The following is a 22,704-nucleotide window of genomic DNA, read 5'->3' as shown; positions in this document are numbered from 1 at the left end:
GATTCGATGAGAAAGGCCGCGAACTTGCGTTCGCGGCCTTATGCTTGCTGGATTGCGACCTGCATCGCCACCGGGCTGCCTTCAACACATTACAGCGGTTCCAGAGCCGTGCTCAGCGTTTCGCTGCAGAGGAAGCACCGGTCGCAGTGCTTTAATGTTGATCTCCATGACGCCTGCGGCCATCGTCGGATTGTCGTGCAACTCGTCTAACGTTTTTTCAGGATCGAAGCTGCCGTTGCGCAACGCTCGTGCGGTGGCTTTGGTATAGGGGATGGTCCGCACTCGGCGAGGGTCAGCCTTGCAACTGGCTTCGGCCCGCTCGAACGACCGCATCCATTGATTGAACGGAGCCATGCCGGTATCGGACTTGAGCGCGTCCGCCCCCGATTTGATCGTCATTGTCAGGAAATCGCGCGTGCCAAGGTCCCAATCCTCCCGGTCCAGCAGTGCGCTGACTTCTGCGGGAAGTCTGCTAGTTTGCAGTCGCGCTTTAAACGCCTTGGCAATCTGCTCGCGTATCTCGTCGGGTTGAGCCAGATAACGTGCGGCCGCCGAACTCGCGCGGCCCATCAGACGGTGCCCGCGCAGGGCCTCGATAATTTCCCCGACGCGCCCAGCCCGATATATGCCGTTCGAATCGATGGCCGCCTGTGCGGTCTTTGGGGGCTTGAACGAGCGCGTCGGTCCCCGTTGTCTCGCGCGTGCTTGCATCGCGCCATCAATCGCGTGTGCAAGCGCTGGGCAGTCAAGATAGAGAAAGGCGTCATCCCCGTCGGTATCCATGTCGCGCTTTCGCAGTTCGTCGATCGGCAGCGCGCCACACTGGCCCGGTAACAGGATGTCCTTGACGCGAAGACTGCCGGTGCTCAGCATCTGTGCGGGAATCTCGTGGCGCTTGCGTTCGACGGTCCAGGAGGAGTGCATTTTCATGTCCTGGCGGGAGCACACCATGTCGAGTGCGTGGTAGCGCCGCGGCCAGTATTCATCGGGGACGACAATCAACATGCCCTTGCCGTGCAGCATGCTGCCGGTGTCGGAGGTCTCGTCAAAGCCCGTATAGCTGTACTGAATCGCGAAGTGCCCGGCAAGGAACCTTGCGGTCAAATCTCCCGACGCCTCGGTAGCTATCGCGCTGGCAGTCACGGGCAACAGGTTCTCCTTGTCATACGGCGGCTTGCCGATCAACACGGGGGCTGTGCGGTTCGCGGCCAGGCCCGCGCACAGTTGCGTCGGCAGGTGAAACTGATCGTCGGCTGAGGGCACCGCCCGGATTCGCATGCTTTCGTAGGGGCCGCGCACCAACAGATCATGCAATTGCAACTTAGGGATCTGCGCCGCGTCGATTGTGCGCAACCTCGCGCGCATCAACTCGCGAGCCTCGTCCAGTGCGGCCTGATCTCGGGCGAAGTGCTGCAATGCCTGCGGCGCCATGGTGCCCGGGGTCACCTTCGACATGTCGCGGCGTTGCTGGGCTGGTGCGGCCTCCCACGCCTGCATCCGCTCTCGCACGGCGGGAATGCGTTGGGCCACACTGGCCTTGATAAAGCCGCAGCCATCGTTCGGGCACAGCGCCAAGGGTACGCCATCAATCTGGGGCTTGAACGGATGCGCCCCCCCCGATACGTCGTCGAACCAGCCGATGGTCAACGTGCCCTCGCCAACGTGAGTATGCGGCACTGTCTCGAGCAACGCGCGCTGCATGCGCGCCCAGTCTTCCTTGAGCGGTGCGAGCTTGCGCACGAGGTTCATCAATGCGCTCTCCGGCGCGCTGTCGGCATACGGCACCGCAGGCAGGACGTCGTAACCGCGAGAAGCCCCCGCCAGAATGGCTTCTACCGGTTGATGTCGGCTTTTTGTCAGGCGGCTGCCACCAAACATGTCGAATCGCCAGAGTTTATCGTTGTAGCGAAACGTGCGGGCCAGCATGAATCGGCTCAGCGTCCCCGGCAGTTTGACTTCGACTAACGGCAGATGGGTGATTCGTGCAAACAGGGAGTAGTCTTCCGCCCCTCGAGGCTCGCGCGGGAGTTCGCGTCCCATCATGTCCACGAGCACATGACGGGTGTTGCCGATGGTCGGTGCGACCTCCCGGAACTCGCCTCTCATGTCCTGACGGACGAGTGCCGGATCAAAACGGGTCGGCGGGCAGGCTTGTGTGATGCGCTCATGTTCCAAGTGCATGAATCGGTCCATGGCGTCGTCCACGTCGTCGCTGGCCTCGATCTGGGCGATCAGATTCCAGCTCATATCGCTCAGATCGCGCTGAAGCGTTTCGCGGGTTTGCGCGAGCATGGCATTCACCCAATCCCGTACCAGTAGGCCGCGTTGCTTATCGGCTTGGCTCTCCTGTGCCAGGCTGGCGACGACATTGTAGGTTTTGAGAATCTGATAAAAGGTCAGTGCCGGACATCGCGTATCGAATGATTCGGGCGGCGTCGTTGGCGGATCGGCAGGTGTCCCGTGTTGAGGTGCGCTTATGAAGCACGCTGCCTTGCGCGCCACGTGGGGATGCAGGGCCATCAGGGCGCACAGGATTTCGGCACGGTACCTCGACAAGCTATTGTTGCGCAGCAACGGGAGCAGGCCGACACACAGGTTGCCCAAGGTCTCCAGGTTGTCATGGGGCAAACCGGTCGGCAGCAGGCTGTCCAGTCTGGCGAGCGTGGAGGGCGCCAGTGTCGCCAGGGTCTTGTGCAACTGCAGGGCGGCCATGGCCTTGAACATCGTGGCGATTTCAAGCGTTCCGGCATTGCACATCATGTCGTGCGCATGCACATGCTCGCCCAGGCTTCGCAGCAGTTCGGTGAGTATCGCGGGCGGATCCTGATCAGCACACTGCAATGCCAATCGCGCCACGGCGTTGGCCACTTGCGCTATTTCGCCCAGGCTGTACAGGCTCCATGGCTCGCTTTGACTGTGCAAGTACTCGACACACGTCCACATCGCGTCTTCGCTGGCATCGACGCCCCGAAACTTGCTCAGCGCGTTCAGGGTATTGGCAACGTCTTGCGTGTTGAACTTGCCAAGCAACGCATTGCTCACCTTGCCAAGATGCTGCGCCAAGCGCAGCGCGGCATCCCGTGCGTCCGCTTCCTCGGGCCATTTGCTCAGCGCGTTCAGGGTATTGGCAACGTCTTGCGCGTTGAACTTGCCAAGCAACGCATCGCCCATCTTGACAAGATGCTGCGCCAAGCGCAGCGCGGCGTGCCGCGCATCAGTGTCATCGGGCCATTTGCTCAGTGCGTTCAGGGTATTGGCAACGTCTTGCGTGTTGAACTCGCCAAGCAACGCATTGCCCACCTTGTCAATATATCGCGCCAGGCGCAGCGCGGCACCCTGCGCATCAGCGTCATCGGGCCATCCGCTCAGTGCGTTCAGGGTATTGGCAACTTCTTGCGCCTTGAACTTGCCAAGCAACGCATCGCCCATCTTGACAAGATGCTGCGCCAAGCGCAGCGCGGCGTGCCGCGCGTCCACTTCCTCGGACCATTTGCTCAGCGCGTTCAGGGTATTGGCAACGGCTTGCGTGTTGAACTTGCCAAGCAACGCATTGCTCACCTTGACAAGATGCTGCGCCAGGCGCAGCGCAGCATCCCGGGCGTCCGCTTCCTCGGGCCATTTGCTCAGTGCGTTCAGGGTATTGGCAACGTCTTGCGCGTTGAACTCGCCAAGCAACGCATTGCCCATCTTGCCAAGATGCTGCGCCAAGCGCAGCGCGGCGTGCCGCGCGTCCGCTTCCTCGGACCATTTGCTCAGCGCGTTCAGGGTATTGGCAACGTCTTGCACGTTGAACTTGCCAAGCAACGCATTGCTCACCTTGACAAGATGCTGCGCCAAGCGCAGCGCAGCATCCCGTGCGTCCGCTTCCTCAGGCCATTTGCTCAGCCCGTTCAGGGTATTCGCAACGTCTTGCGCATTGAACTTGCCAAGCAACGCATTGCCCATCTTGACAAGATGCTGCGCCAAGCGCAGCGCGGCGTGCCGCGCGTCCGCTTCCTCGGACCATTTGCTCAGTGCGTTCAGGGTATTGGCGACTTCTTGCGCGTTGAATTTGCCAAGCAACGCATTGCTCACCTTGCCAAGATGCTGCGCCAAGCGCAGCGCAGTATCCCGTGCGTCCGCTTCCTCGGGCCATTTGCTCAGTGCGTTCAGGGTATTGGCGACTTCTTGCGCGTTGAACTTGCCAAGCAACGCATTGCCCACCTTGTCGAGATGCCGTGCCAGGTGCAGCGCAGCATCCCGGGCGTCCACTTCCTCGGGCCATTTGCTCAGCGCGTTCAGGGTATTGGCAACTTCTTGCGCGTTGAACTTGCCAAGCAACGCATTGCCCATCTTGACAAGATGCTGCGCCAAGCGCAGCGCGGCGTGCCGCGCGTCCGCTTCCTCGGACCATTTGCTCAGTGCGTTCAGGGTATTGGCGACTTCTTGCGCGTTGAATTTGCCAAGCAACGCATTGCTCACCTTGCCAAGATGCTGCGCCAAGCGCAGCGTAGCATCCCGTGCGTCCGCTTCCTCGGGCCATTTGCTCAGTGCGTTCAGGGTATTGGCGACTTCTTGCGCTTTGAATTTGCCAAGCAACGCATTGCCCACCTTGTCAAGATGCCGTGCCAGGCGCAGTACAGCATCCCGCGCGTCCGCTTCCTCGGGCCATTTGCTCAGTGCGTTCAGGGTATTGGCAACTTCTTGCGCCTTGAACTTGCCAAGCAACGCATTGCTCATCTTGACAAGATGCTGCGCCAAGCGCAGCGCGGCGTGCCGCGCGTCCGCTTCCTCGGACCATTTGCTCAGCGCGTTCAGGGTATTGGCAACGTCTTGCGTGTTGAACTTGCCAAGCAACGCATTGCTCACCTTGCCAAGATGCTGCGCCAGGCGCAGCGCGGCGTGCCGCGCATCCGCTTCCTCGGGCCATTTGCTCAGCGCGTTCAGGGTATTGGCAACGTCTTGCACGTTGAACTTGTCGACCAACGTATTGCGCACCATGCCAACATGCCGTGCCAGGTCAAGCGCCGCGCGGCGACACGGTTGATTGCCGGGAAATTTGCAAAACGCGTTGAGATACATGGGTATCTCACGTGCCTGCAAGCGTTGCGTGTCCAACCGGCTAGCAATCGCGCCAAGGCCGATGGCGCAATCCGTCACTCTGGCGAACTTGCTCAGTTTGTTGGCCACGTGCACCATCGTCCCGCCCTGGGACTGACAAAACCAGGCATCGTTTTGCAGACATTGCGCCACATCACCGACGCACGCGCTGAGCACTTCCTCCCCCAGGTCTTGAGACCTGTCTACAAGACTCCTCAGATGGTCGTCCATTAACCTTACGTTCTCCTCGAACGCGTCGTCGCGCAAGCGTCCACGTAGTGTCTCGAACGAGCCCTGATGGCCTGCATGTATGGCCCCTTCGAACCGAGGCGGATCATAGCGGCGCCGGCCCGAGTCGTCAGACCCAAATTGTCTTGACCTCACCTCTCTTCCGGCGCCTGTAGCACCAACTTGTTTGACATTTCGTGCGAAGCTACGACGCCATTGCGGCAGAAATGAAATTTCCCAGTGCCCTGAGGAGCGACTGGAGGAGGCGCCTTGCGAGCTTATCGTTTCGTCCGTCGGGGGCGCGTGCGATGTTTGCGCCGCGCGATGCGACAAGCATGCGGATGCGATCGCCCGGTATCCGAGACCGTGCGCGCTCGGGCCGGAGGCTGAGGACGAGACCTCGCGTACTCGCTTGCTGATGGGGGATCGTTCGTCAACGGATGCAGGACGTTCTAGACCTCGCTCCTCTGAGGTTCGTAGCCATGGAGACGACGAGGGGGCCGGGATACGTGGCATGTATAGCAGGTCCTTTGCGAAACACTGACCGATAGGGTTGCCGGATGGTCATTTCGGAGATAGTGCGACGGCGACCGAAAGCAAGTCGCGTGGCAAAATCTGCGGCATGCCGCTGTCATGAAAAACGGGGGCTCGCGCCCCCGTCCTGGTTTGTCCCCGCCGGCCATCAAGCCAGCGCGCTGGCCCGGTAATGCCGGTTGGCCTGCTCCATCTGCCCCAGCCCCTCGAACAATTGCGCAAGCGACAGGTGTACACGCTGTTGCAGATGACGGTCGTCGGTATGGCGCAGCGCGCCTTCGAGGAACGTCTGCGCCTTGCCCCACAGACGCTGGTGCTGGCAAAGCCTGCCCATCGCGTACAGCAGATCCGGATCGTTGGGGTGACGTTGCCGCCACGCCTCGGCCTTCTGGATGAGCGGCAACGCGTCGCCGCCGGCGCATTCGGCATAGCGACGCAGCAGGCGGGCGTCCCAATGCTCCGCGAGCGCCGCTTCGACGATGTCGCGCGCTTCACGCAGGCGATCGAGTCCGACCAGCAACTCGGCGGCGACGTCCGCAATGCGCGCCGACGTGCGGGCATCGGCCGGCAACTCGTGCCAGCACTTGAGCAGCGCGTCGGCATCGTGACGATGATCGCGCAGAATGCCTTCGCTCGCCGTCTGCTTGAGCTTGGCTGCGAGTGCCGGATGCAACGCCTCGCGTTTGTCGAGCACCTTGAGCAGGTTCAGAACCTCGGGCCACTGCTTGAGGTGCTGGTGCGCGCGCAACGCGACGAGCTGCGCCTGCATGCGTCGCGCACCCTGCGCGCGCATTTCGGTGAGAGCGTCGAGCGCACCCTCCGCGTCGCGGGCGTCGACCCGCAGCTCGGCCGTCTGCAGCAGCCGCGCTTCTTCGAGGTTCGCCCCCTGCGCTTCGGCAAGCCACGTATCGCGTCGCGCAAACTCGCGCATCCGATGCGCGGCGCGCGCGCCGATGATCGCTGCCACACCACGGTTGTCCTCCTGCTCGGCCGCTTCGCGCGCGGCCTTCTCGGCACGCGTGTAGCGGCCGGCAAAGAGATTCGCCACGGCATCGCGCAGCGCGATGTTCGCCCGACGGCTCCGCTGGCGATTGCGGTACGCCGCCACGCGCTCCGGCATCTTGTAGATGTTGCGCAGGATACGGATGATCACGTACAGCGCAATGAACAGTGCCAGCAACGCCAGCACGAACAGGTTCAGCGACACGTCCACCCGGTAGGGCGGCACCAACATCACCACCTGGCCGTGATTGAACGTGGCCAGCACCGCAAAGCCGGCCGCTACCGCGAACAGGAGCGTCAACCAGATCAGTCCTCGCATGCGCGGCTCCTTACGGCTTGTCCTTGACGTCCTTGACCTGACCGATGGCGGTCAGGCTGGCGTCAAGTGTCGGCAGTTCGATGGTGTGCGAGCCGGCATCGACCTGATCGAGCAGTGTCTTCACCGCCGCGATGCGGCGCGACTTGCCATCGAAATACTTGTCGAGCGCCGCCTGGGCGACGAGCACGTCGCTGTGCACGGCCGACGCATTGCGCGCGAGCAGCGCCAGTCGTGCGTTGAGCAAGCGCAGCTTTAGGTTCGCGCGCAGGAACGCACCTTGTTCGGGCGCGACGAGCATCACATCGGGATCGTCCAGGCGACGCACTTGCACCAGTTGCTTGAGGCTACCGAGCATCTCGGACGAGAGGCGATGCCACGTGGCCGTCCAACCGGTTTCGCCGGCGCCGCTCGGGCCGCTTGCGTCCGCCTTCGGTGCGACACGCTGCTCTTCGGCCTGCAGCGGCAGCGTATCGATCATGGCGATGGCCTGATCGAGTTTGCCCGTCAGTTGCGGCAGATCGGCGGCCGGCACGGCCTTGAGGCGGTCGATGTCCTTCTTCAGCGCATCGCGCACACCGGCGAGCTGCGGCGCCCCCGTACGCGCCAGACGGGCATCCGCGCCTTCGAGTGCGATGAGCGCGCCGCGCACGTTGCCCGTGAGCTGCAACTGCTGGTTCGCACTCGTGACGATCTGCTCCGTTTCCGCGAGCACCCACTCGTCGCGGTTGTGAGCAAGTTCCTGATAGAGCTGTTCGAGCGCGGCCTGCTGACTGCGCGAATCGGCCACGCGGCCTTCGAGCGCCGTGAGGCGATTTTGCAGATCGCGCTGATTGTCGAGCGCCTGCGCCGTGCGCACCTGCGCCTGCATGAGCTGCGTGTCGCCCGACTGCTGGCGGCGCGCCATCTCCTGCTGCACGCGGTCGAGCTTCTGATTGAGCGACCAGCCGCCAATGCCCGCGCCGGCCGCAACCAGCACGAAGAGCAGCCACGGCAACGCGGCGCCCGAACCGCGCCGCTTCTGCGGGGGCTCCGGCGCTTGCCACGCAGGCGACCCGCCCGGGTTGCCGTAGGCGGTCGACGAACTCGACGCGGCGGGTGAATTCGATGCCGCCGGACCGGTCGGTGCCGACGGATTCTGGGAAGACTCAGGAACGCGATTATCTGTCGTCATGCTTGACTTGAATGGGATCCGCCCATGTTTTGAGTGCCGCCAGCAAGTTCTCGTCGCCAGCCGCGCACTGCGTAATCCTATCAAACCCCGCCACCCGCGCGGCATCGGCGATGCGCGCATGCGACGTGAAGCATGGCGCGGCAAGGATTTGCGCCAGCACTTGCGGGGTTCCCGGCGTGTGCACGCCGTCACGGGTGCCGTACCGCCCGGCGAGCAGCGTGGCGAGATGTCGCACCGCTTCGGAGCTCGTCAGCACCCACGCGCAACGTCCGGGCACGGACAGCCGCGCTTCGAGCGCCGCCCAAGCGGCGGCGTCGGGCGCGGGAGCGCGGCGCGTATAGGCACTCACGATATCGACCTGCGCGCCGTGCGCGCGCAAGGTGTCGGCCAGCAATTCGCGACCGCCGTCGCCGCGCACGAGCAAGACGCGGCGTCCGGCCAGCGCCGCGAGGTCGAGCTCCGCGATCAACGCTTCCGAATCGAAGCGTGCCGCAGGGCCTGCCGGAGGAACGATCACCCGATGCCGGGGCGCCGCGACACCGGCGTCGGCGAGCGCCTGCGCACTGCCCGGCCCGACCACGGCCGCGGGCACCGCTTCGGGCCAGAGGTCGCCAGCCTGCGCAATGCCTGCGCGGCCCGCCTTCGGCTGGTCATGCTTCTCTTGCAGATGAACAAGGCGCGCCAGCGCATACGCCACGGCGTTCGGCGAGACGAAAACCGCCAGTGCGTAGGTCTCCAATCGGCCGAGCGCGTCATCGAGCGCCGCCAGCGCATCGTCGTCGGCCTGGGCCGCGATGTGCAGCAGCGGGAACGCGAGCGTGTCGATGCCCTGCGCATGGAGCGCCCCGGCGAGCGCGTCGGCTTGTCCGTCGGGGCGTGTCAAGATGGCGCACGGCGCGGGCCTCGGGTGGGCGGACACCGGCTCGACGGCAGAAGCGGACGGCGGGGTCCGCGGGGCCGAGGCGCGCGGGGGCAACCCGGTCAACCCTTGACGTCGGGCGGCGGCACCAGCGCCAGCCCACCCGCATTGATGAGCGCCTGCGCGACCCGTTGCCCCAGCGCTTCGGCGCCCGCGACGTCGCCATCGGCCACCTTGGCGGCGCCTTCCGAGCGCAGGACGGTCGCGCCGTCGACCGACGCGATGAACGCGCGCAGCGCGAGCTCTCCTTGCGGCGTGAATTCGGCAAATGCGCCCAACGGCACCTGGCACGAGCCGCCCAGCGCGCGGGAGACGGCGCGCTCGGCGCTCACGGCAAGCGTGGTGCGGGCGTCGTGCAGCGGGGCGAGCCATTGCAGGATTTCGGGACGTCCGGCGCGCACTTCGATGCCGAGGGCGCCCTGGCCAACGGCCGGCAGACTCGCTTCGGGCGCCAGCGTGGCGCGGATGCGCGAGGCGAGCCCCAGGCGCTTGAGTCCGGCGGCCGCCAGAATGATGGCCGCGTAGTCGCCCCGGTCCAGCTTGCCCAGACGCGTATCGAGATTGCCGCGCAGCGGCATGACTTTCAGATGGGGGTACTTCGTGCGCAGGTTGACCTCGCGGCGCAGGCTCGACGTACCGACCACCGCGCCGGCGGGCAGGGCGTCGAGACTGTCGTAGTCGTTGCTCACGAAAGCGTCGCGCGGATCCTCGCGCTCGAGCACGGCGGCGAGCGTAAAGCCGTCAGGCAACTGCATCGGCACGTCCTTGAGCGAATGCACGGCCAGGTCGGCGCGGCCATCGGCCAGTGCGAGCTCGAGTTCCTTGACGAAAAGCCCCTTGCCGCCGACCTTGGCGAGCGAGCGATCGAGAATCTGATCGCCACGCGTGGTCATGCCGAGAATACTGACACGGCACTGCGGATATAATTTGTGCAGCGCGTCACGCACGTGTTCGGCTTGCCACATGGCAAGACGGCTCTCGCGCGACGCGATCACCAGGGTTTCAGGAGCAGCGAAGTTCATTCAGCAACCGCGTGAAGACCAAAAGAAAAAATGGTAACACGCTTGACGGGCCACCACGGCCGGTCTCGAGAGGAGCGACATGAAGAGCAGCGCAAAGGCAAAAGCCCCGCAAGAGGGCCTCGCCACGTCGGTCGGCAACACTCCCCCCGCGAAGGCAGCAGCCGCGGCCCCATCCACTCCCGGTGCGGCGCAGGCCGCCTCGACCGCGTCGCCGACATCTCGAGCATCCGGGGCTTCACGTACATCCCCCACGTCCACCGGATCGGCCACCACCGACGCCCAGACTCCGTCGAAGATCCCGTCGAAGTCCCGCCGTTCGCGCGAAGACAAGGACGCCCCGCTGCGCGAGGACATCCGCTTCCTCGGCCGCCTGCTCGGCGACGTACTGCGTGAGCAGCAAGGCAGCGACGCCTTCGATCTGGTCGAAACCATCCGCCAGAACGCCGTGCGCTTTCACCGCGAAGGCGATCGCAGCGCCGCAAAGGCGCTCGACACGCTGCTCAATGGCCTGACGAACGAGCAGGCGATTCAGGTGGTGCGCGCATTCAGCTACTTCTCGCATCTGGCCAACATCGCCGAGGACCGGCATCACAACCGCCGCCGCCGCGTGCATGCGCTCGCCGGCAGCCGCCCGCAGCCCGGCAGCCTGAGCGCCGCGCTGCAAAGCCTCAAGGACGCCGGGCGCGCCGACCCCGCCACGCTGCAGGCCTTCTTCGCCAGCGCGCTGATCGTGCCGGTGCTCACCGCGCACCCGACCGAAGTCCAGCGCAAGAGCATTCTCGACGCCGAGCGCGAGATCGCCCGTCTGCTGGAGCATCGCGACGACGCCCTCACCGAGCGCGAATCCGCGCGCAACACGGAATCGATGCGCGCCTACGTCACCACGCTCTGGCAAACGCGCATGCTGCGCAGTTCGCGCCTAACCGTGGCCGACGAGATCGAGAACGCGCTCTCGTACTACCGCAGCACCTTCCTGTCCGAAATTCCCGCGCTGTACGACGACGTAGCCGCCGAGCTGCACGACGCCGTGCCCAGCGTGCGCTCCGAAGGCCTCGGCCGCTTCCTGCAAATGGGCAGCTGGATCGGCGGCGACCGCGACGGCAACCCGAACGTCACGGCGCAGACGCTGCAACTGGCGATCACGCGTCAGGCCACGGAAATCTTCGCGCATTACCTGGAGCAGGTGCACCTGCTCGGCGCGGAACTGTCCGTCTCGCAACTGCTCGCCGGCGCCAGCGACGCGCTGCTCACGCTCGCCAGACGCTCTCCCGACGACTCCCCGCACCGCACCGACGAGCCGTACCGGCGCGCGCTGATCGGCGTGTACGCACGGCTGGCCGCCACCGCACGCGCGTGGGTCGGTCACGTGCCGCATCGCGGCGCGGTCGGCGAGGCCAGCCCGTATCTCGACGCCAGCGAATTCATCTCGGATCTGAACACCGTCGTCACGTCGCTCATCGCCCACCATGGCAGCGCGCTGATCCCGCAGCGCCTCGGGCCGCTCGTGCGCGCCGCCGAAGTATTCGGCTTCCATCTCGCGAGCATCGACCTGCGCCAGAGCTCGGACGTTCATGAGGCGGTCATCGCCGAGCTGTTCGCCAAGGCCGGCGTGGAAGCGAACTACGCGAAGCTCGACGAGGACGCCAAGCTCGCGCTGCTGTTGCGGGAATTGCGCGAGCCGCGTCCGCTCTTCTCGCCGTATCTCGAGTATTCGCAGCGCACGCGCGACGAGTTGGCGGTCTTCGCCGCCGCCCGCGACATCCGGGCCCGGTTCGGTACGCGCGCCGTGCGCAACTACATCATTTCGCACACGGAAACCGTGAGCGACCTGGTGGAAGTCATGCTGCTGCAAAAGGAGACCGGCCTGTTTCAGGGAGCGCTGGGCGGCAAGGGCTCGAAGACCGTCGAGCCGAAAGTCGGTGCCATGGTCATCCCGCTGTTCGAGACGATCGCCGACTTGCGCAACGCGCCGGTCATCATGCGCGAGTTCTTCGACATCCCCGGCATGTCCGAGGTGGCGGTGCAGCAAGGCGGCGAGCAGGAAGTCATGCTCGGCTACTCCGACAGCAACAAGGACGGCGGCTTCCTCACGTCGAACTGGGAGCTCTACAAGGCCGAACTCGCACTCGTGCGCCTGTTCGAGGAGAAAGGCATCCGTCTGCGCCTGTTCCATGGCCGGGGCGGCACCGTGGGTCGCGGCGGCGGCCCGACCTATCAGGCCATCCTGTCCCAGCCGCCGGGCACGGTGAACGGGCAGATCCGACTGACCGAGCAGGGCGAAATCATCGCCAGCAAGTTCGCCAACCCGGAGATCGGGCGACGCAACCTGGAGACCATCGTCGCCGCCACGCTCGAAGCCACGCTGCTGCCCAGCCGCAACCAGCCGACACGTCTGGCCGCGTTCGAGACCGTCATGCAGACGCTTTCCGACACGGCCTTCACCGCCTATCGCGATCTGGTCTACGAGACACCGGGCTTCACCGACTACTTCTTCTCGGCCACGCCGATTGCGGAAATCGCCGAGCTCAACATCGGCTCGCGTCCCGCGTCGCGCAAGTTCTCCGATCCGAAGAACCGCCGCATCGAAGACCTGCGCGCGATTCCGTGGGGCTTCTCGTGGGGCCAGTGCCGCCTGCTGCTCACGGGCTGGTACGGCTTCGGCAGCGCGGTGAACGCGTATCTCGAGGGTGAGGGCGACGCCGGCCGCGAGAAGCGCCTCGACACGCTGCGTCAGATGGTCAAGCGCTGGCCGTTCTTCGCGAACCTGCTCTCGAACATGGACATGGTGCTCGCCAAGACCGATCTGGCCGTGGCGTCGCGCTATGCCGAACTCGTGCCGGACGAGAAGCTGCGCAAGCGCGTGTTCGACCGCATCGTGGCCGAATGGCAGAGCACGTCGCAGGCGCTCGCGCTGATCACCGGTCACGAGGAACGGCTGGCCGACAACCCGATGCTCGCGCGCTCGATCAAGAACCGCTTCCCGTACCTCGATCCGCTCAACCACTTGCAGGTCGAACTGCTGCGCCGTCACCGGGCGGGCGAGTCGGACGAACGCGCGCGGCGCGGCATCCATCTGTCCATCAACGGCATTGCCGCCGGCCTGCGCAATACAGGCTGACGGGCCCATGAATACTGGTGCCGCAGGATGCGGCGCCAGTACCCGGCCCCGAGGGATTGCCCTAGGTGCCTTGGGAATCTCCCCAGCGACAGTCGACCGATAGGGCGGTATATTTCATCGGATTCCACACGATGGCTGCCGGGGGGACCATCCATCATGCATTCCGATTCCATTTCCGTTTCTGATTCCGGTTCCGGTTCCGACTCTCGTACGTGCGTCCGGCCGGGCCGGATTGCGCGGCACGTCGCCGTGCTGGCGGCGGCAGCGGCGTTCGTAGCGGTCAGTGCGGGGGCACGGGCCGACGCTTCGGACGCACGCGAGCCCACGCTCGAGCTGGCGCAGGCGCCGATCGGCGCCGCACCGCACGGCGTGCGCGGTCTGGCGGTGCGCCTCGTCTCGCAAACGCTCGCCACGATGCCAGGCGCCTCGGCGAAACCTCGCCCGGTCGTCGATCCCGTGCTCGATCCGCTCATGAACGGCATTCTGGAGCGGCTGGCCATCAGCGAGGCGGTGGCGCGCAACAAGTTCTCGTCGGGCAAACCGGTACAGGACACGCCGCGCGAGCTGGCGCTGCTCGACAGTGTCGCCGAGCGCGCCACGCAGTTCGGCCTGACGCCCGCGCAGGCGCGCACCTTCTTCCGCCTGCAGATCGAAGCCGGCAAGCTCGTGCAGACCGCCTTGCTGGCGCGCTGGACGCGCGAAGGCCACGCCCCGGGCGAACCGGTCGACCTGGCCACCCGCCTGCGTCCGGCGCTCGACCGGCTGGGCACGTCGCTCATGCACGATCTGGGCCGTCTGTGCGCGCTGCCCGACGATCCCGCGCGCATGGCCCGCATCCATCAGGCCCGCGAACGCGTTGCGAAGGCCGCGAAGCTCGAAGCGCTGCAACGCGCCGCGTTCGACGAAGCGACCTCGGGCCTTTGCCTGTCAACCCCGCCGCGCATCTGGACCCTGTCGATGGCACGCTGAACCGAGTTCCCGTGCGCGGCGCACACCGCCCCGGGGAAAGGCGCCGGGGCTGTATAATCAATGTTTGCCGTGCTTCGCCACGGTCCGCTTCACCCAGCCTCCTCAGCCTTGATGGGCCTTGACGGGCCTCGATTAGCCACGCTACGACAATGACCTCCCAACTCCACAAGAAAGGCGAAGCCTGGTCGGCCCGCTTTTCCGAACCCGTTTCCGAACTCGTCAAGCGCTATACCGCGTCGGTGTTCTTCGACAAGCGTCTTGCGCTGTTCGATATCGAGGGCTCGCTCGCCCATGCCGACATGCTGGCCGCGCAAGGCATCATCAGCGCCGAGGATCTTGCCGACATCCAGCGCGGCATGACCCAGATTCGCGAAGAGATCGAGCGCGGCGAGTTCGAGTGGCAACTGGACCTCGAGGACGTTCACCTGAACATCGAAGCGCGCCTGACCGCACTCATCGGCAACGCCGGCAAGCGTCTGCACACCGGCCGTTCGCGCAACGATCAGGTTGCCACGGACATCCGCCTGTGGCTGCGCAGCGAGATCGACCGCATCGGCGCGCACCTGGGCGATCTGCGCCGTGCGCTGCTGGATCTGGCCGAGCAGCACAGCGCCACGATTCTGCCGGGCTTCACCCATCTGCAGGTCGCGCAACCGGTTACCTTCGGTCATCACCTGATGGCCTACTTCGAGATGTTCAGCCGCGACGCCGAGCGCATGCTCGACGTGCGCCGCCGCGTGAACCGTCTGCCGCTGGGCGCCGCCGCGCTGGCCGGCACGAGCTACCCGATCGACCGCGAACGCGTGGCCGCCACGCTGGGCTTCGAAGAGGTCTGCACGAACTCGCTCGACGCCGTCTCGGATCGCGACTTCGCCATCGAATTCACCGCCGCCGCCGCACTCGTGATGACGCACGTGTCGCGTTTCTCGGAAGAACTGGTCCTGTGGATGAGCCCGCGCGTGGGCTTCATCGATCTGGCCGACCGCTTCTGCACGGGCAGCTCGATCATGCCGCAGAAGAAGAACCCGGACGTCCCCGAGCTGGCGCGCGGCAAGACCGGTCGCGTGAACGGGCATCTCATCGCCCTGCTCACGCTGATGAAGGGCCAGCCGCTCGCGTACAACAAGGACAATCAGGAAGACAAGGAGCCGCTGTTCGATACGGTCGATACCGTGATCGACACGCTGCGCATCTTCGCGGACATGGTGCCGGGCATCAAGGTGCGCGAAGCCAATATGCGCAACGCGGCGCTGCAAGGCTTCTCGACGGCCACCGATCTGGCCGACTATCTCGTGAAGAAGGGGCTGCCGTTCCGCGACGCACACGAGATCGTGGCCCACGCCGTGAAAATCTGCTCGGATCGCGAGATCGATCTGGCCGAGCTGTCGCTGGCCGAACTACAGAAGTTCTCGCCGCTCGTGGGTGAAGACGTCTTCGACTACCTCACGCTCGAAGGCTCGGTCGCCAGCCGCAACCACATCGGCGGCACGGCGCCGGCACAGGTGCAACGCGCCATCGCCGCCGCGCGCGCGAAGCTGGCCAAGTAAGCCTCGCCCCGGCTTCCGACATCAAAGGAAAAGCCACCCGAACGGGTGGCTTTTTGCCATGCCGGCCCGCCGGGCCGGCAGCGGCACGCGTCAGAAGATCGGCAACGACAGGAAGCCCTTGATGATCAGCGCGTTGAGAATGTCGATGAAGAAGGCCCCGACCATGGGCACGATCAGGAACGCGAGGTGCGAGGGTCCGAAGCGCTCGGTGACGGCCTGCATGTTCGCAATGGCCGTCGGCGTCGCGCCCAGGCCGAAGCCGCAGTGGCCGGCCGCGAGCACCGCGGCATCGTAGTTGCGCCCCATGACGCGGAACGTGACGAAGATCGCATAGGCCGCCATGGACGCCGCCTGAACCACCAGGATCACAATCATCGGCAGGGCGAGCGTCGACAGATCCCAAAGCCGCAGCGACATGAGCGCCATGGCGAGAAAGAGCGACAGGCTCACGTTGCCAAGCACCGACAACGAACGCTCGAATACCTCGTACCCGACGAGCGCCAGCAGATTGCGCACGACCACGCCCATGAAGAGCACGCAGACGAACCTCGGCAATTCGAACGCGGTGCCCGAGAGCCACGCCGCGATCCACTCGCCGCCAAACAGGCAGATGGCGATCATCGCGACCGTCTCGATCAGCGCCTGCGCCGTGATCAGACGCACCGTGTGCGGCTGCTCGAAGCCTTCCGGCACGGCGTCCCTGGCCGCATCCACGCCCGGCACCTTGCCGCCGAGACGTCCCACCAGATAGCGCGCGACCGGCCCGCCCAGCAGCCCGCCGAGCACCAGCCCGAACGTGGCGCAGGCCATGGCGATCTCGAGCGCCGACTGCACACCGTAGCGCGAGGTCAACGTTTCGCCCCACGCCGCGCCCGTGCCATGACCACCCGCCAGCGTGATGGAACCACCCAGCAGACCGACGCCCGGCGCGAGCCCCATCACCATCGCCGCCCCGACGCCAATGATGTTCTGCACGATCAGCATGCCCGCCACGATCGCCAGGAAGAGCACCAGCCGCTTGCCGCCGGCGCGCAGGCTGGCGAGGTTGGCCGACAGACCGATCGTCGCGAAGAAGGCCAGCATCAGCGGCCCTTGCAACGAGGTGTCGAAGCGCAACTCCACGTGCGCGAACTGGCGCAGCGCGAGCGTACCGAGCGCCACGAGCAAACCCGCGGCCACCGGCTCGGGGATGCTGTACGTGCGCAACGGCCCGATCCACTCGACCAGCTTGCGCCCGAGCAATAGCACCAGCGTGGCGCCCACCAGCGTGCCGTAAGTGGTGAAGACCAGTTCCCGGGTGACGTCCATGAAGCCTCCTGCGCGAAAAATGCGTCGAGTGTAGCAACGCGATCCGCTCAGCATTTTAGGAAAATGACCAAACTCGCCAAACTGGAGTCGAACCACAAACCCGGCGCCCGGGAACGCACGCCGGGGCGCTTGGGTGCGATTTTCGCGGTTTTCGCGACATTTCACAGCCGATTCATGCTTTTGCCGATTTTGTGACGAACGCCCGCCTTTGGCGGCGGAACGATTGGGAAAGCGGCGACGCAAAAAACGGCGTATGGTCGCGCGCACCAAGCAAAACGGCCCCGTGCTTTCACACGGGGCCGTGGTTCGTCCGGCGTCGGCATGTCGCCGAGCCGGCAAGCGGGTGCGCCGGATTTACTGACGAACGCAGTCCACGAAGTACTCGGGGCGGCCGTCCACCTCTTCGACCACCAGACCGTGGATATCGGTGTGGAAGCCGGGGAAGCGCTCGTTGAAGTCGCGCGCGAAGCGCAGGTACTCGATGATCGCGGCGTTGAAGCGCTCGCCCGGGATCAACAGCGGAATGCCCGGCGGGTATGGCGTGAGCAGCACGCTCGTGACGCGGCCTTCGAGCGCGTCGATGGGTACCCGGTCGATCTGGCGGTGCGCCAGCTTCGAGAACGCGTCGGTCGGCTTCATCGCCGGCTGCATGTCCGAGAGGTACATCTCGGTCGTCACGCGCGCCACATCGTTTGCCTTGTACACGCTGTGGATCTGGTCGCACAGATCACGTAGCCCGATGCGCTCGTAGCGCGGGAACTGCGCCACGAACTCGGGCAGCACGCGCCACAGCGGACGGTTGTGGTCGTAGTCGTCCTTGAACTGCTGCAGTTCGGTCACCATCGAGTTCCAGCGGCCCTTGGTGATGCCGATGGTGAACATGATGAAGAACGAATACAGGCCGGTCTTCTCCACGATGATGCCGTGCTCGGCCAGGTACTTGGTGACAATCGCCGCCGGAATGCCGCTCTCGCCGAACTCGCCGTCCACGTCCAGGCCCGGCGTGATGATGGTCGCCTTGATCGGGTCGAGCATGTTGAAGCCGTCGGCCAGATCGCCGAAACCGTGCCAGCGATCGTTGGCGCGCAGCACCCAGTCCTCGCGCTGGATCGTGCCCTCGTCGCCCAGGTTCTCCGGTCCCCAGACCGAGAACCACCACGAATCGCCGTATTCGGAGGCCACCTTGCGCATCGCGCGGCGGAAGTCGAGCGCCTCGACGATCGACTCCTCCACGAGCGCCGTGCCGCCCGGCGGCTCCATCATGGCGGCGGCCACGTCGCACGACGCGATGATCGCGTACTGCGGCGAGGTCGACGTGTGCATCAGGTACGCCTCGTTGAAACGGTACGTGTCGAACGTGCGCGCTTCCGAGTCCTGCACCACGATCTGCGAGGCCTGCGAAATGCCGGCGAGCAGCTTGTGCGTCGAGTGCGTGGCGTAGATGGTCGCTTCCGACGAGCGCGGACGCCCCTCGCCGATCGCGTGCATGTCGCGGTAGAACTCGTGGAACGCCGCGTGCGGCAGCCACGCTTCGTCGAAGTGCAGCGTGTCGATGTTGTTGCCGAGCAGTTCCTTGATCATTTCGACGTTGTAGATCACGCCGTCGTAGGTGCTTTGCGTGATCGTCAGGATGCGCGGCTTGGCGTTCGGATCGCGCTTGAGCACTTCGCGCGCGAACGGGTTCGCCTCGATCTTGGCGCGAATGACTTCCGGCTCGAATTCCGACTTCGGAATCGGGCCGATGATGCCGAGATGGTTGCGCGTGGGCGTCAGGAACACGGGCACGGCGCCCGTCATCGTGATGGCGTGCAGAATCGACTTGTGGCAATTGCGGTCGACCACGACGATATCGCCCGGCGCGACGGTCGCATGCCACACGATCTTGTTCGAGGTCGACGTGCCGTTGGTCACGAAGAACAGGTGATCGGCGTTGAAGATGCGCGCCGCATTGCGCTCCGACGCGCCCACGGGGCCGTTATGGTCGAGCAGCTGGCCGAGCTCTTCCACGGCGTTGCAAACGTCCGCACGCAGCATGTTCTCGCCGAAGAACTGGTGGAACATCTGGCCCACCGGGCTCTTGAGGAACGCCACGCCGCCCGAATGCCCCGGGCAGTGCCACGAGTACGAACCGTCGGCCGCGTAGTGCGTGAGCGAGCGGAAGAACGGCGGCGGCAGCGAGTCGAGATAGGACTTGGCCTCACGGATGATGTGGCGCGCCACGAACTCGGGCGTGTCCTCGAACATGTGAATGAAGCCGTGCAGCTCGCGCAGGATGTCGTTCGGGATGTGGCGCGACGTGCGCGTCTCGCCATACAGGAAAATCGGAATGTCCGGATTGCGGCGGCGCACTTCCTGCACGAACGCGCGCAGGTTGATGATCGCCAGCGCCAGTTCGCCCTCGCCTTCGCCGCCCGCTTCGCTCGAGAAGGTGCCGAATTCGTCGTCGTCGATGGACAGGATGAAGCTCGACGCGCGGCTTGCCTGCTGCGCGAACGAGGTCAGATCGCCATAGCTCGTGAGGCCGTTGACTTCCATGCCTTCGGCTTCGATAGCCTCCGCCAAGGAACGAATCCCGGATCCGGAAATATTCTCGGAGCGGAAGTCCTCGTCGATGATGACGATCGGAAAACGGAATTTCATTGGCGTTCCTTCGACAAAAGAACGAGCCACGGTCCGACATGGCCGTGGCTCTTGGGCATTGCAGTAAAGAGGATGCTCACCGGCGGCGAGTCGAGTGTAAGGGGCTAGGTTTTCGGCAGCGTGACGCCACGCTGTCCCTGGTACTTGCCGCCGCGATCCTTGTACGAGGTCTCGCAGACTTCGTCGGATTCGAAGAACAGCACCTGCGCCACGCCTTCGTTGGCGTAGATCTTCGCCGGCAGCGGCGTCGTGTTCGAGAATTCCAGCGTCACGTAGCCCTCCCATTCCGGCTCGAACGGCGTCACGTTCACGATGATGCCGCAACGGGCATACGTCGATTTGCCCAGGCACACGGTCAGCACGTTGCGCGGAATGCGGAAGTACTCGACGGTGCGCGCCAGCGCGAAGGAGTTCGGCGGAATGATGCACACGTCGCCCGAGAAATCGACGAACGACTTCTCGTCGAAGTTCTTCGGATCGACGATCGTCGAATTGATGTTCGTGAAGATCTTGAATTCGGCCGCACAGCGGATATCGTAGCCGTAACTCGACGTGCCGTAGCTGACGATCTTTTGCCCGTCCTGGGAATACCGGATCTGCGACGGCTCGAAGGGCTCGATCATGCCGTGCTCCTCGGCCATACGCCGGATCCATTTGTCGGACTTGATGCTCATGTGTGGGCCTGAATGGGCGTGGTACGTGAAAAGTGGGCGTATTTTACGCGATTGTTGCGGTGCGGTGAGGTTTTCGGTCCGACCGCCCCGTGCGGGGCTTTGCGGGCGCCCCGCACGCGCCCGAAGCCCGGCGGCCGTGCCGGTTACGTGTTCTGGACGACGATCGACGGGAACTTGCTCGTCATGTCCTTCTGCCTGGCCGCGATCTTCACCGCTACCTTGCGCGCAATGGCCTTGTAGCGGGCCGCCACGGGGCCGTCCGGGTCGCCGACCACGCTCGGCATGCCCGCGTCGGCATGCACGCGGATGCTCATCTCCAGCGGCAGCTTGCCGAGCAGATCGACGTCGAAGTCGTGGCTCATGCGCTCGCCGCCGCCCACGCCGAAGATCGGCTCCTCGTGGCCGCAGTTCGAGCAGATATGCACGCTCATGTTCTCGATGAGACCCAGAATCGGCACGCCGACCTTCTCGAACATCTTGAGCCCCTTGCGCGCGTCGAGCAGCGCCAGGTCCTGCGGCGTAGTCACGATGACCGCACCCGTGACCGGCACCTTCTGCGCAAGCGTGAGCTGGATGTCGCCCGTGCCCGGCGGCATGTCGACGATGAGGTAGTCGAGATCCTTCCAGTTCGTCTGATTGAGCAATTGTTCGAGCGCCTGGGTGACCATCGGGCCGCGCCAGACCATCGGGTTGTCCGGTTCGATCAGGAATCCGATGGAGCTCGCCTGCAGGCCATGGCCGATCATCGGCTCGAGCGTCTTGCCGTCCTTCGATTCCGGCTTGCCGTGAATGCCCAGCAGCGTGGGCAGCGAGGGGCCGTAGATGTCGGCATCAAGAATGCCGACGTTGGCGCCTTCGGCCGCGAGCGCGAGCGCGAGGTTCACGGCCGTGGTGCTCTTGCCCACGCCGCCCTTGCCCGAGGCCACCGCGACGATGTTCTTCACGTTGGGCAGCAGCTTCACACCGCGCTGCACGGCGTGCGAGACGATCTTCTGACCGATTTCGACGGCCACGCGCTCGACGCCGGGCAGCTTGCCGACGGCGTCGGTGATGCGCGCGCGCATGGCGTCGAACTGGCTCCTGGCCGGATAGCCGAATTCGATCTGGATACCGACGTGGCCGTGCTCCGCCGCGACCTGCTTCACATATTTTCCGGCGATCAGATCGAGCCCCGTATCGGGGTCGACGATGCTACGCAGTACTTCATTGATCTGGGCAACTTCCATGTGGCTATCTCGCTCCGTCCAGGCGCGCCGGAACATGCCCGGCACGGCGCTAACAACTTGTAACAATCATGGCGCGCGCTCTCGATTAGCATGCGAGGCGCGCGCATTATGGGGACCAGCCGTCGCGGCAAACTGTCCTTGCCTGCGGTTGACACTCGGCGCTATTGTAAGAGACGGCGCAGCTGCCGGTTTAAAACCCCTGCGGTCTGCGCGTGCTTCGACGACGTGCTCGCGCGTGTTTCATCACTGCTTGGCTAATCGATAAGGAGCCTCAAATGAACAAGAACACTCTGCACGCTTCCGCACTTGTCCTGGCCGCCGCCGCGCTGCTGGCCGGCTGCCAGACGCCGCAGGGCACCAACACGGCTGTGGGCACCGGTGTCGGCGCCGCGGTCGGGGCGGGTCTTGGCAACCTCATCGGGGGCGACACCGCCGGCACGCTGATCGGCGCCGCCGTGGGCGCTGCCGCGGGCGGTGCGACCGGTTACAACTGGCAATCCATCAAGAACATGCTCGGCGGCCACACCGCCGGCACCGGCACCACGATCTCCGAACAGCCCGACGGCTCGCTCAAGGTCGCCGTGCCGAGCGACGTCACCTTCGACACGGGGCGCGCGGTCATCAAGCCGAACTTCCGCGCCGTGCTCGACGACGTTGCCACGTCGCTCAACCAGAACCCCGGCATCACGGCCAACATCGTGGGCCATACCGACAGCACGGGCGGCGATCGCATCAACATACCGCTGTCGCAAAGACGTGCGTCCAACGTCGCCGAGTATCTGGTCAGCCGCGGCGTCGCCGCCAACCGTCTGAGCGCCACCGGCGTGGCGTCGAGCCAGCCGGTCGCCTCGGACGCCACCCCCGAGGGCCGCGCGCAGAACCGCCGCGTGGAAATCCTGCTGCACGCGCCGAATCAGCCGATGCCGCGCGGCTGATCGTCTTTCGGCG

Annotated in this window: 14 protein-coding genes; 5 read left to right on the top strand and 9 right to left on the bottom strand. The window is 65.0% G+C overall.

Annotated elements, in window-relative coordinates:
• Window positions 1-81 precede the first annotated feature (81 nt).
• The 5 genes from RO07_RS06985 to hemC form a co-directional block, all read right to left on the bottom strand.
• The gene (locus RO07_RS06985) at window positions 82-5,310 is read right to left on the bottom strand and encodes a DUF1601 domain-containing protein (protein WP_160118062.1); all 5,229 of its coding nucleotides are present in this window, start codon (window positions 5,308-5,310) and stop codon (window positions 82-84) included.
• A gap of 679 nt (window positions 5,311-5,989) precedes the next feature.
• Window positions 5,990-7,162: a heme biosynthesis HemY N-terminal domain-containing protein gene (locus RO07_RS06980; protein WP_039409263.1), complete on the bottom strand. Its 1,173-nt coding sequence runs from the start codon at window positions 7,160-7,162 to the stop codon at window positions 5,990-5,992.
• Between the two features lie 10 nt (window positions 7,163-7,172).
• Window positions 7,173-8,333 (bottom strand): uroporphyrinogen-III C-methyltransferase, encoded by a 1,161-nt coding sequence (locus tag RO07_RS26505; RefSeq protein ID WP_052267084.1) that lies wholly within the window; start codon window positions 8,331-8,333, stop codon window positions 7,173-7,175.
• Entirely contained in the window at window positions 8,320-9,216 is an 897-nt protein-coding gene (locus tag RO07_RS26500) for a uroporphyrinogen-III synthase (RefSeq protein ID WP_052267083.1), read from the bottom strand. The genes RO07_RS26505 and RO07_RS26500 overlap by 14 nt, the downstream gene beginning before the upstream one ends.
• Window positions 9,217-9,314: 98 nt before the next feature.
• Complete coding sequence (gene hemC, locus RO07_RS06970; protein WP_039409261.1) at window positions 9,315-10,274, bottom strand: hydroxymethylbilane synthase; 960 nt, start codon at window positions 10,272-10,274, stop codon at window positions 9,315-9,317.
• 79 nt (window positions 10,275-10,353) lie between these two features.
• Here hemC and ppc point away from each other — a divergent pair, with 79 nt between their 5' ends.
• The 3 genes from ppc to argH all read left to right on the top strand — a co-directional run bounded on the left by ppc (window position 10,354) and on the right by argH (window position 15,908).
• Window positions 10,354-13,392: a phosphoenolpyruvate carboxylase gene (gene ppc / locus RO07_RS06965; RefSeq protein WP_039409258.1), complete on the top strand. Its 3,039-nt coding sequence runs from the start codon at window positions 10,354-10,356 to the stop codon at window positions 13,390-13,392.
• 156 nt (window positions 13,393-13,548) lie between these two features.
• Window positions 13,549-14,361, top strand: a complete 813-nt coding sequence (gene aroQ, locus RO07_RS25465) for a gamma subclass chorismate mutase AroQ (RefSeq protein ID WP_160118063.1) — start codon at window positions 13,549-13,551, stop codon at window positions 14,359-14,361.
• A 149-nt stretch (window positions 14,362-14,510) separates the two neighbouring features.
• Window positions 14,511-15,908 carry an argininosuccinate lyase gene (argH, locus tag RO07_RS06955; protein WP_039409256.1) on the top strand — a complete coding sequence of 466 codons (1,398 nt, stop codon included), beginning with the start codon at window positions 14,511-14,513 and terminating at the stop codon, window positions 15,906-15,908.
• A gap of 90 nt (window positions 15,909-15,998) precedes the next feature.
• On the opposite strand, the gene gltS is transcribed toward argH, so the two are convergent.
• Window positions 15,999-17,216 (bottom strand): sodium/glutamate symporter, encoded by a 1,218-nt coding sequence (gene gltS, locus RO07_RS06950; RefSeq protein WP_039409255.1) that lies wholly within the window; start codon window positions 17,214-17,216, stop codon window positions 15,999-16,001.
• Window positions 17,217-17,279: 63 nt separating this feature from the next.
• Here gltS and RO07_RS26735 point away from each other — a divergent pair, with 63 nt between their 5' ends.
• Window positions 17,280-17,411, top strand: a complete 132-nt coding sequence (locus tag RO07_RS26735; RefSeq protein ID WP_257786857.1) for a hypothetical protein — start codon at window positions 17,280-17,282, stop codon at window positions 17,409-17,411.
• A gap of 159 nt (window positions 17,412-17,570) precedes the next feature.
• Here the strand turns inward: RO07_RS26735 and RO07_RS06945 are convergent, their stop codons facing one another.
• The 3 genes from RO07_RS06945 to apbC form a co-directional block, all read right to left on the bottom strand.
• A complete protein-coding gene (locus RO07_RS06945) occupies window positions 17,571-19,856 on the bottom strand; it encodes an arginine/lysine/ornithine decarboxylase (protein WP_039409254.1) in 2,286 nt (761 codons plus the stop codon).
• A 104-nt stretch (window positions 19,857-19,960) separates the two neighbouring features.
• Entirely contained in the window at window positions 19,961-20,530 is a 570-nt protein-coding gene (dcd, locus tag RO07_RS06940; RefSeq protein ID WP_039409253.1) for a dCTP deaminase, read from the bottom strand.
• Window positions 20,531-20,673: 143 nt separating this feature from the next.
• Window positions 20,674-21,756, bottom strand: coding sequence for an iron-sulfur cluster carrier protein ApbC (gene apbC / locus RO07_RS06935; RefSeq protein ID WP_039409251.1), 1,083 nt, complete (start codon window positions 21,754-21,756; stop codon window positions 20,674-20,676).
• A 275-nt stretch (window positions 21,757-22,031) separates the two neighbouring features.
• On the opposite strand from apbC, the gene RO07_RS06930 reads away from it, so the two are divergent.
• Window positions 22,032-22,691, top strand: a complete 660-nt coding sequence (locus RO07_RS06930; RefSeq protein WP_039409249.1) for a YiaD family glycine zipper/OmpA-like lipoprotein — start codon at window positions 22,032-22,034, stop codon at window positions 22,689-22,691.
• Window positions 22,692-22,704: the final 13 nt, after the last annotated feature.

Source organism: Pandoraea pulmonicola, assembly GCF_000815105.2.
Lineage (GTDB): Bacteria > Pseudomonadota > Gammaproteobacteria > Burkholderiales > Burkholderiaceae > Pandoraea > Pandoraea pulmonicola.
Note: the sequence above shows the minus strand (reverse complement) of the source record. Positions and strands in the feature narration are given on the sequence as shown.

Excerpts from the sequence above, each read along its gene's own strand:
- RO07_RS06985 (WP_160118062.1), bottom strand. The coding sequence starts at position 5,310 with ATGGACGACCATCTGAGGAGTCTTGTAGACAGGTCTCAAGACCTGGGG.
- RO07_RS06980 (WP_039409263.1), bottom strand. The coding sequence starts at position 7,162 with ATGCGAGGACTGATCTGGTTGACGCTCCTGTTCGCGGTAGCGGCCGGC.
- RO07_RS26505 (WP_052267084.1), bottom strand. The coding sequence starts at position 8,333 with ATGACGACAGATAATCGCGTTCCTGAGTCTTCCCAGAATCCGTCGGCA.
- hemC (WP_039409261.1), bottom strand. The coding sequence starts at position 10,274 with ATGAACTTCGCTGCTCCTGAAACCCTGGTGATCGCGTCGCGCGAGAGC.
- ppc (WP_039409258.1), top strand. The coding sequence starts at position 10,354 with ATGAAGAGCAGCGCAAAGGCAAAAGCCCCGCAAGAGGGCCTCGCCACG.
- aroQ (WP_160118063.1), top strand. The coding sequence starts at position 13,549 with ATGCATTCCGATTCCATTTCCGTTTCTGATTCCGGTTCCGGTTCCGAC.
- argH (WP_039409256.1), top strand. The coding sequence starts at position 14,511 with ATGACCTCCCAACTCCACAAGAAAGGCGAAGCCTGGTCGGCCCGCTTT.
- gltS (WP_039409255.1), bottom strand. The coding sequence starts at position 17,216 with ATGGACGTCACCCGGGAACTGGTCTTCACCACTTACGGCACGCTGGTG.
- RO07_RS26735 (WP_257786857.1), top strand. The coding sequence starts at position 17,280 with ATGACCAAACTCGCCAAACTGGAGTCGAACCACAAACCCGGCGCCCGG.
- RO07_RS06945 (WP_039409254.1), bottom strand. The coding sequence starts at position 19,856 with ATGAAATTCCGTTTTCCGATCGTCATCATCGACGAGGACTTCCGCTCC.
- dcd (WP_039409253.1), bottom strand. The coding sequence starts at position 20,530 with ATGAGCATCAAGTCCGACAAATGGATCCGGCGTATGGCCGAGGAGCAC.
- apbC (WP_039409251.1), bottom strand. The coding sequence starts at position 21,756 with ATGGAAGTTGCCCAGATCAATGAAGTACTGCGTAGCATCGTCGACCCC.
- RO07_RS06930 (WP_039409249.1), top strand. The coding sequence starts at position 22,032 with ATGAACAAGAACACTCTGCACGCTTCCGCACTTGTCCTGGCCGCCGCC.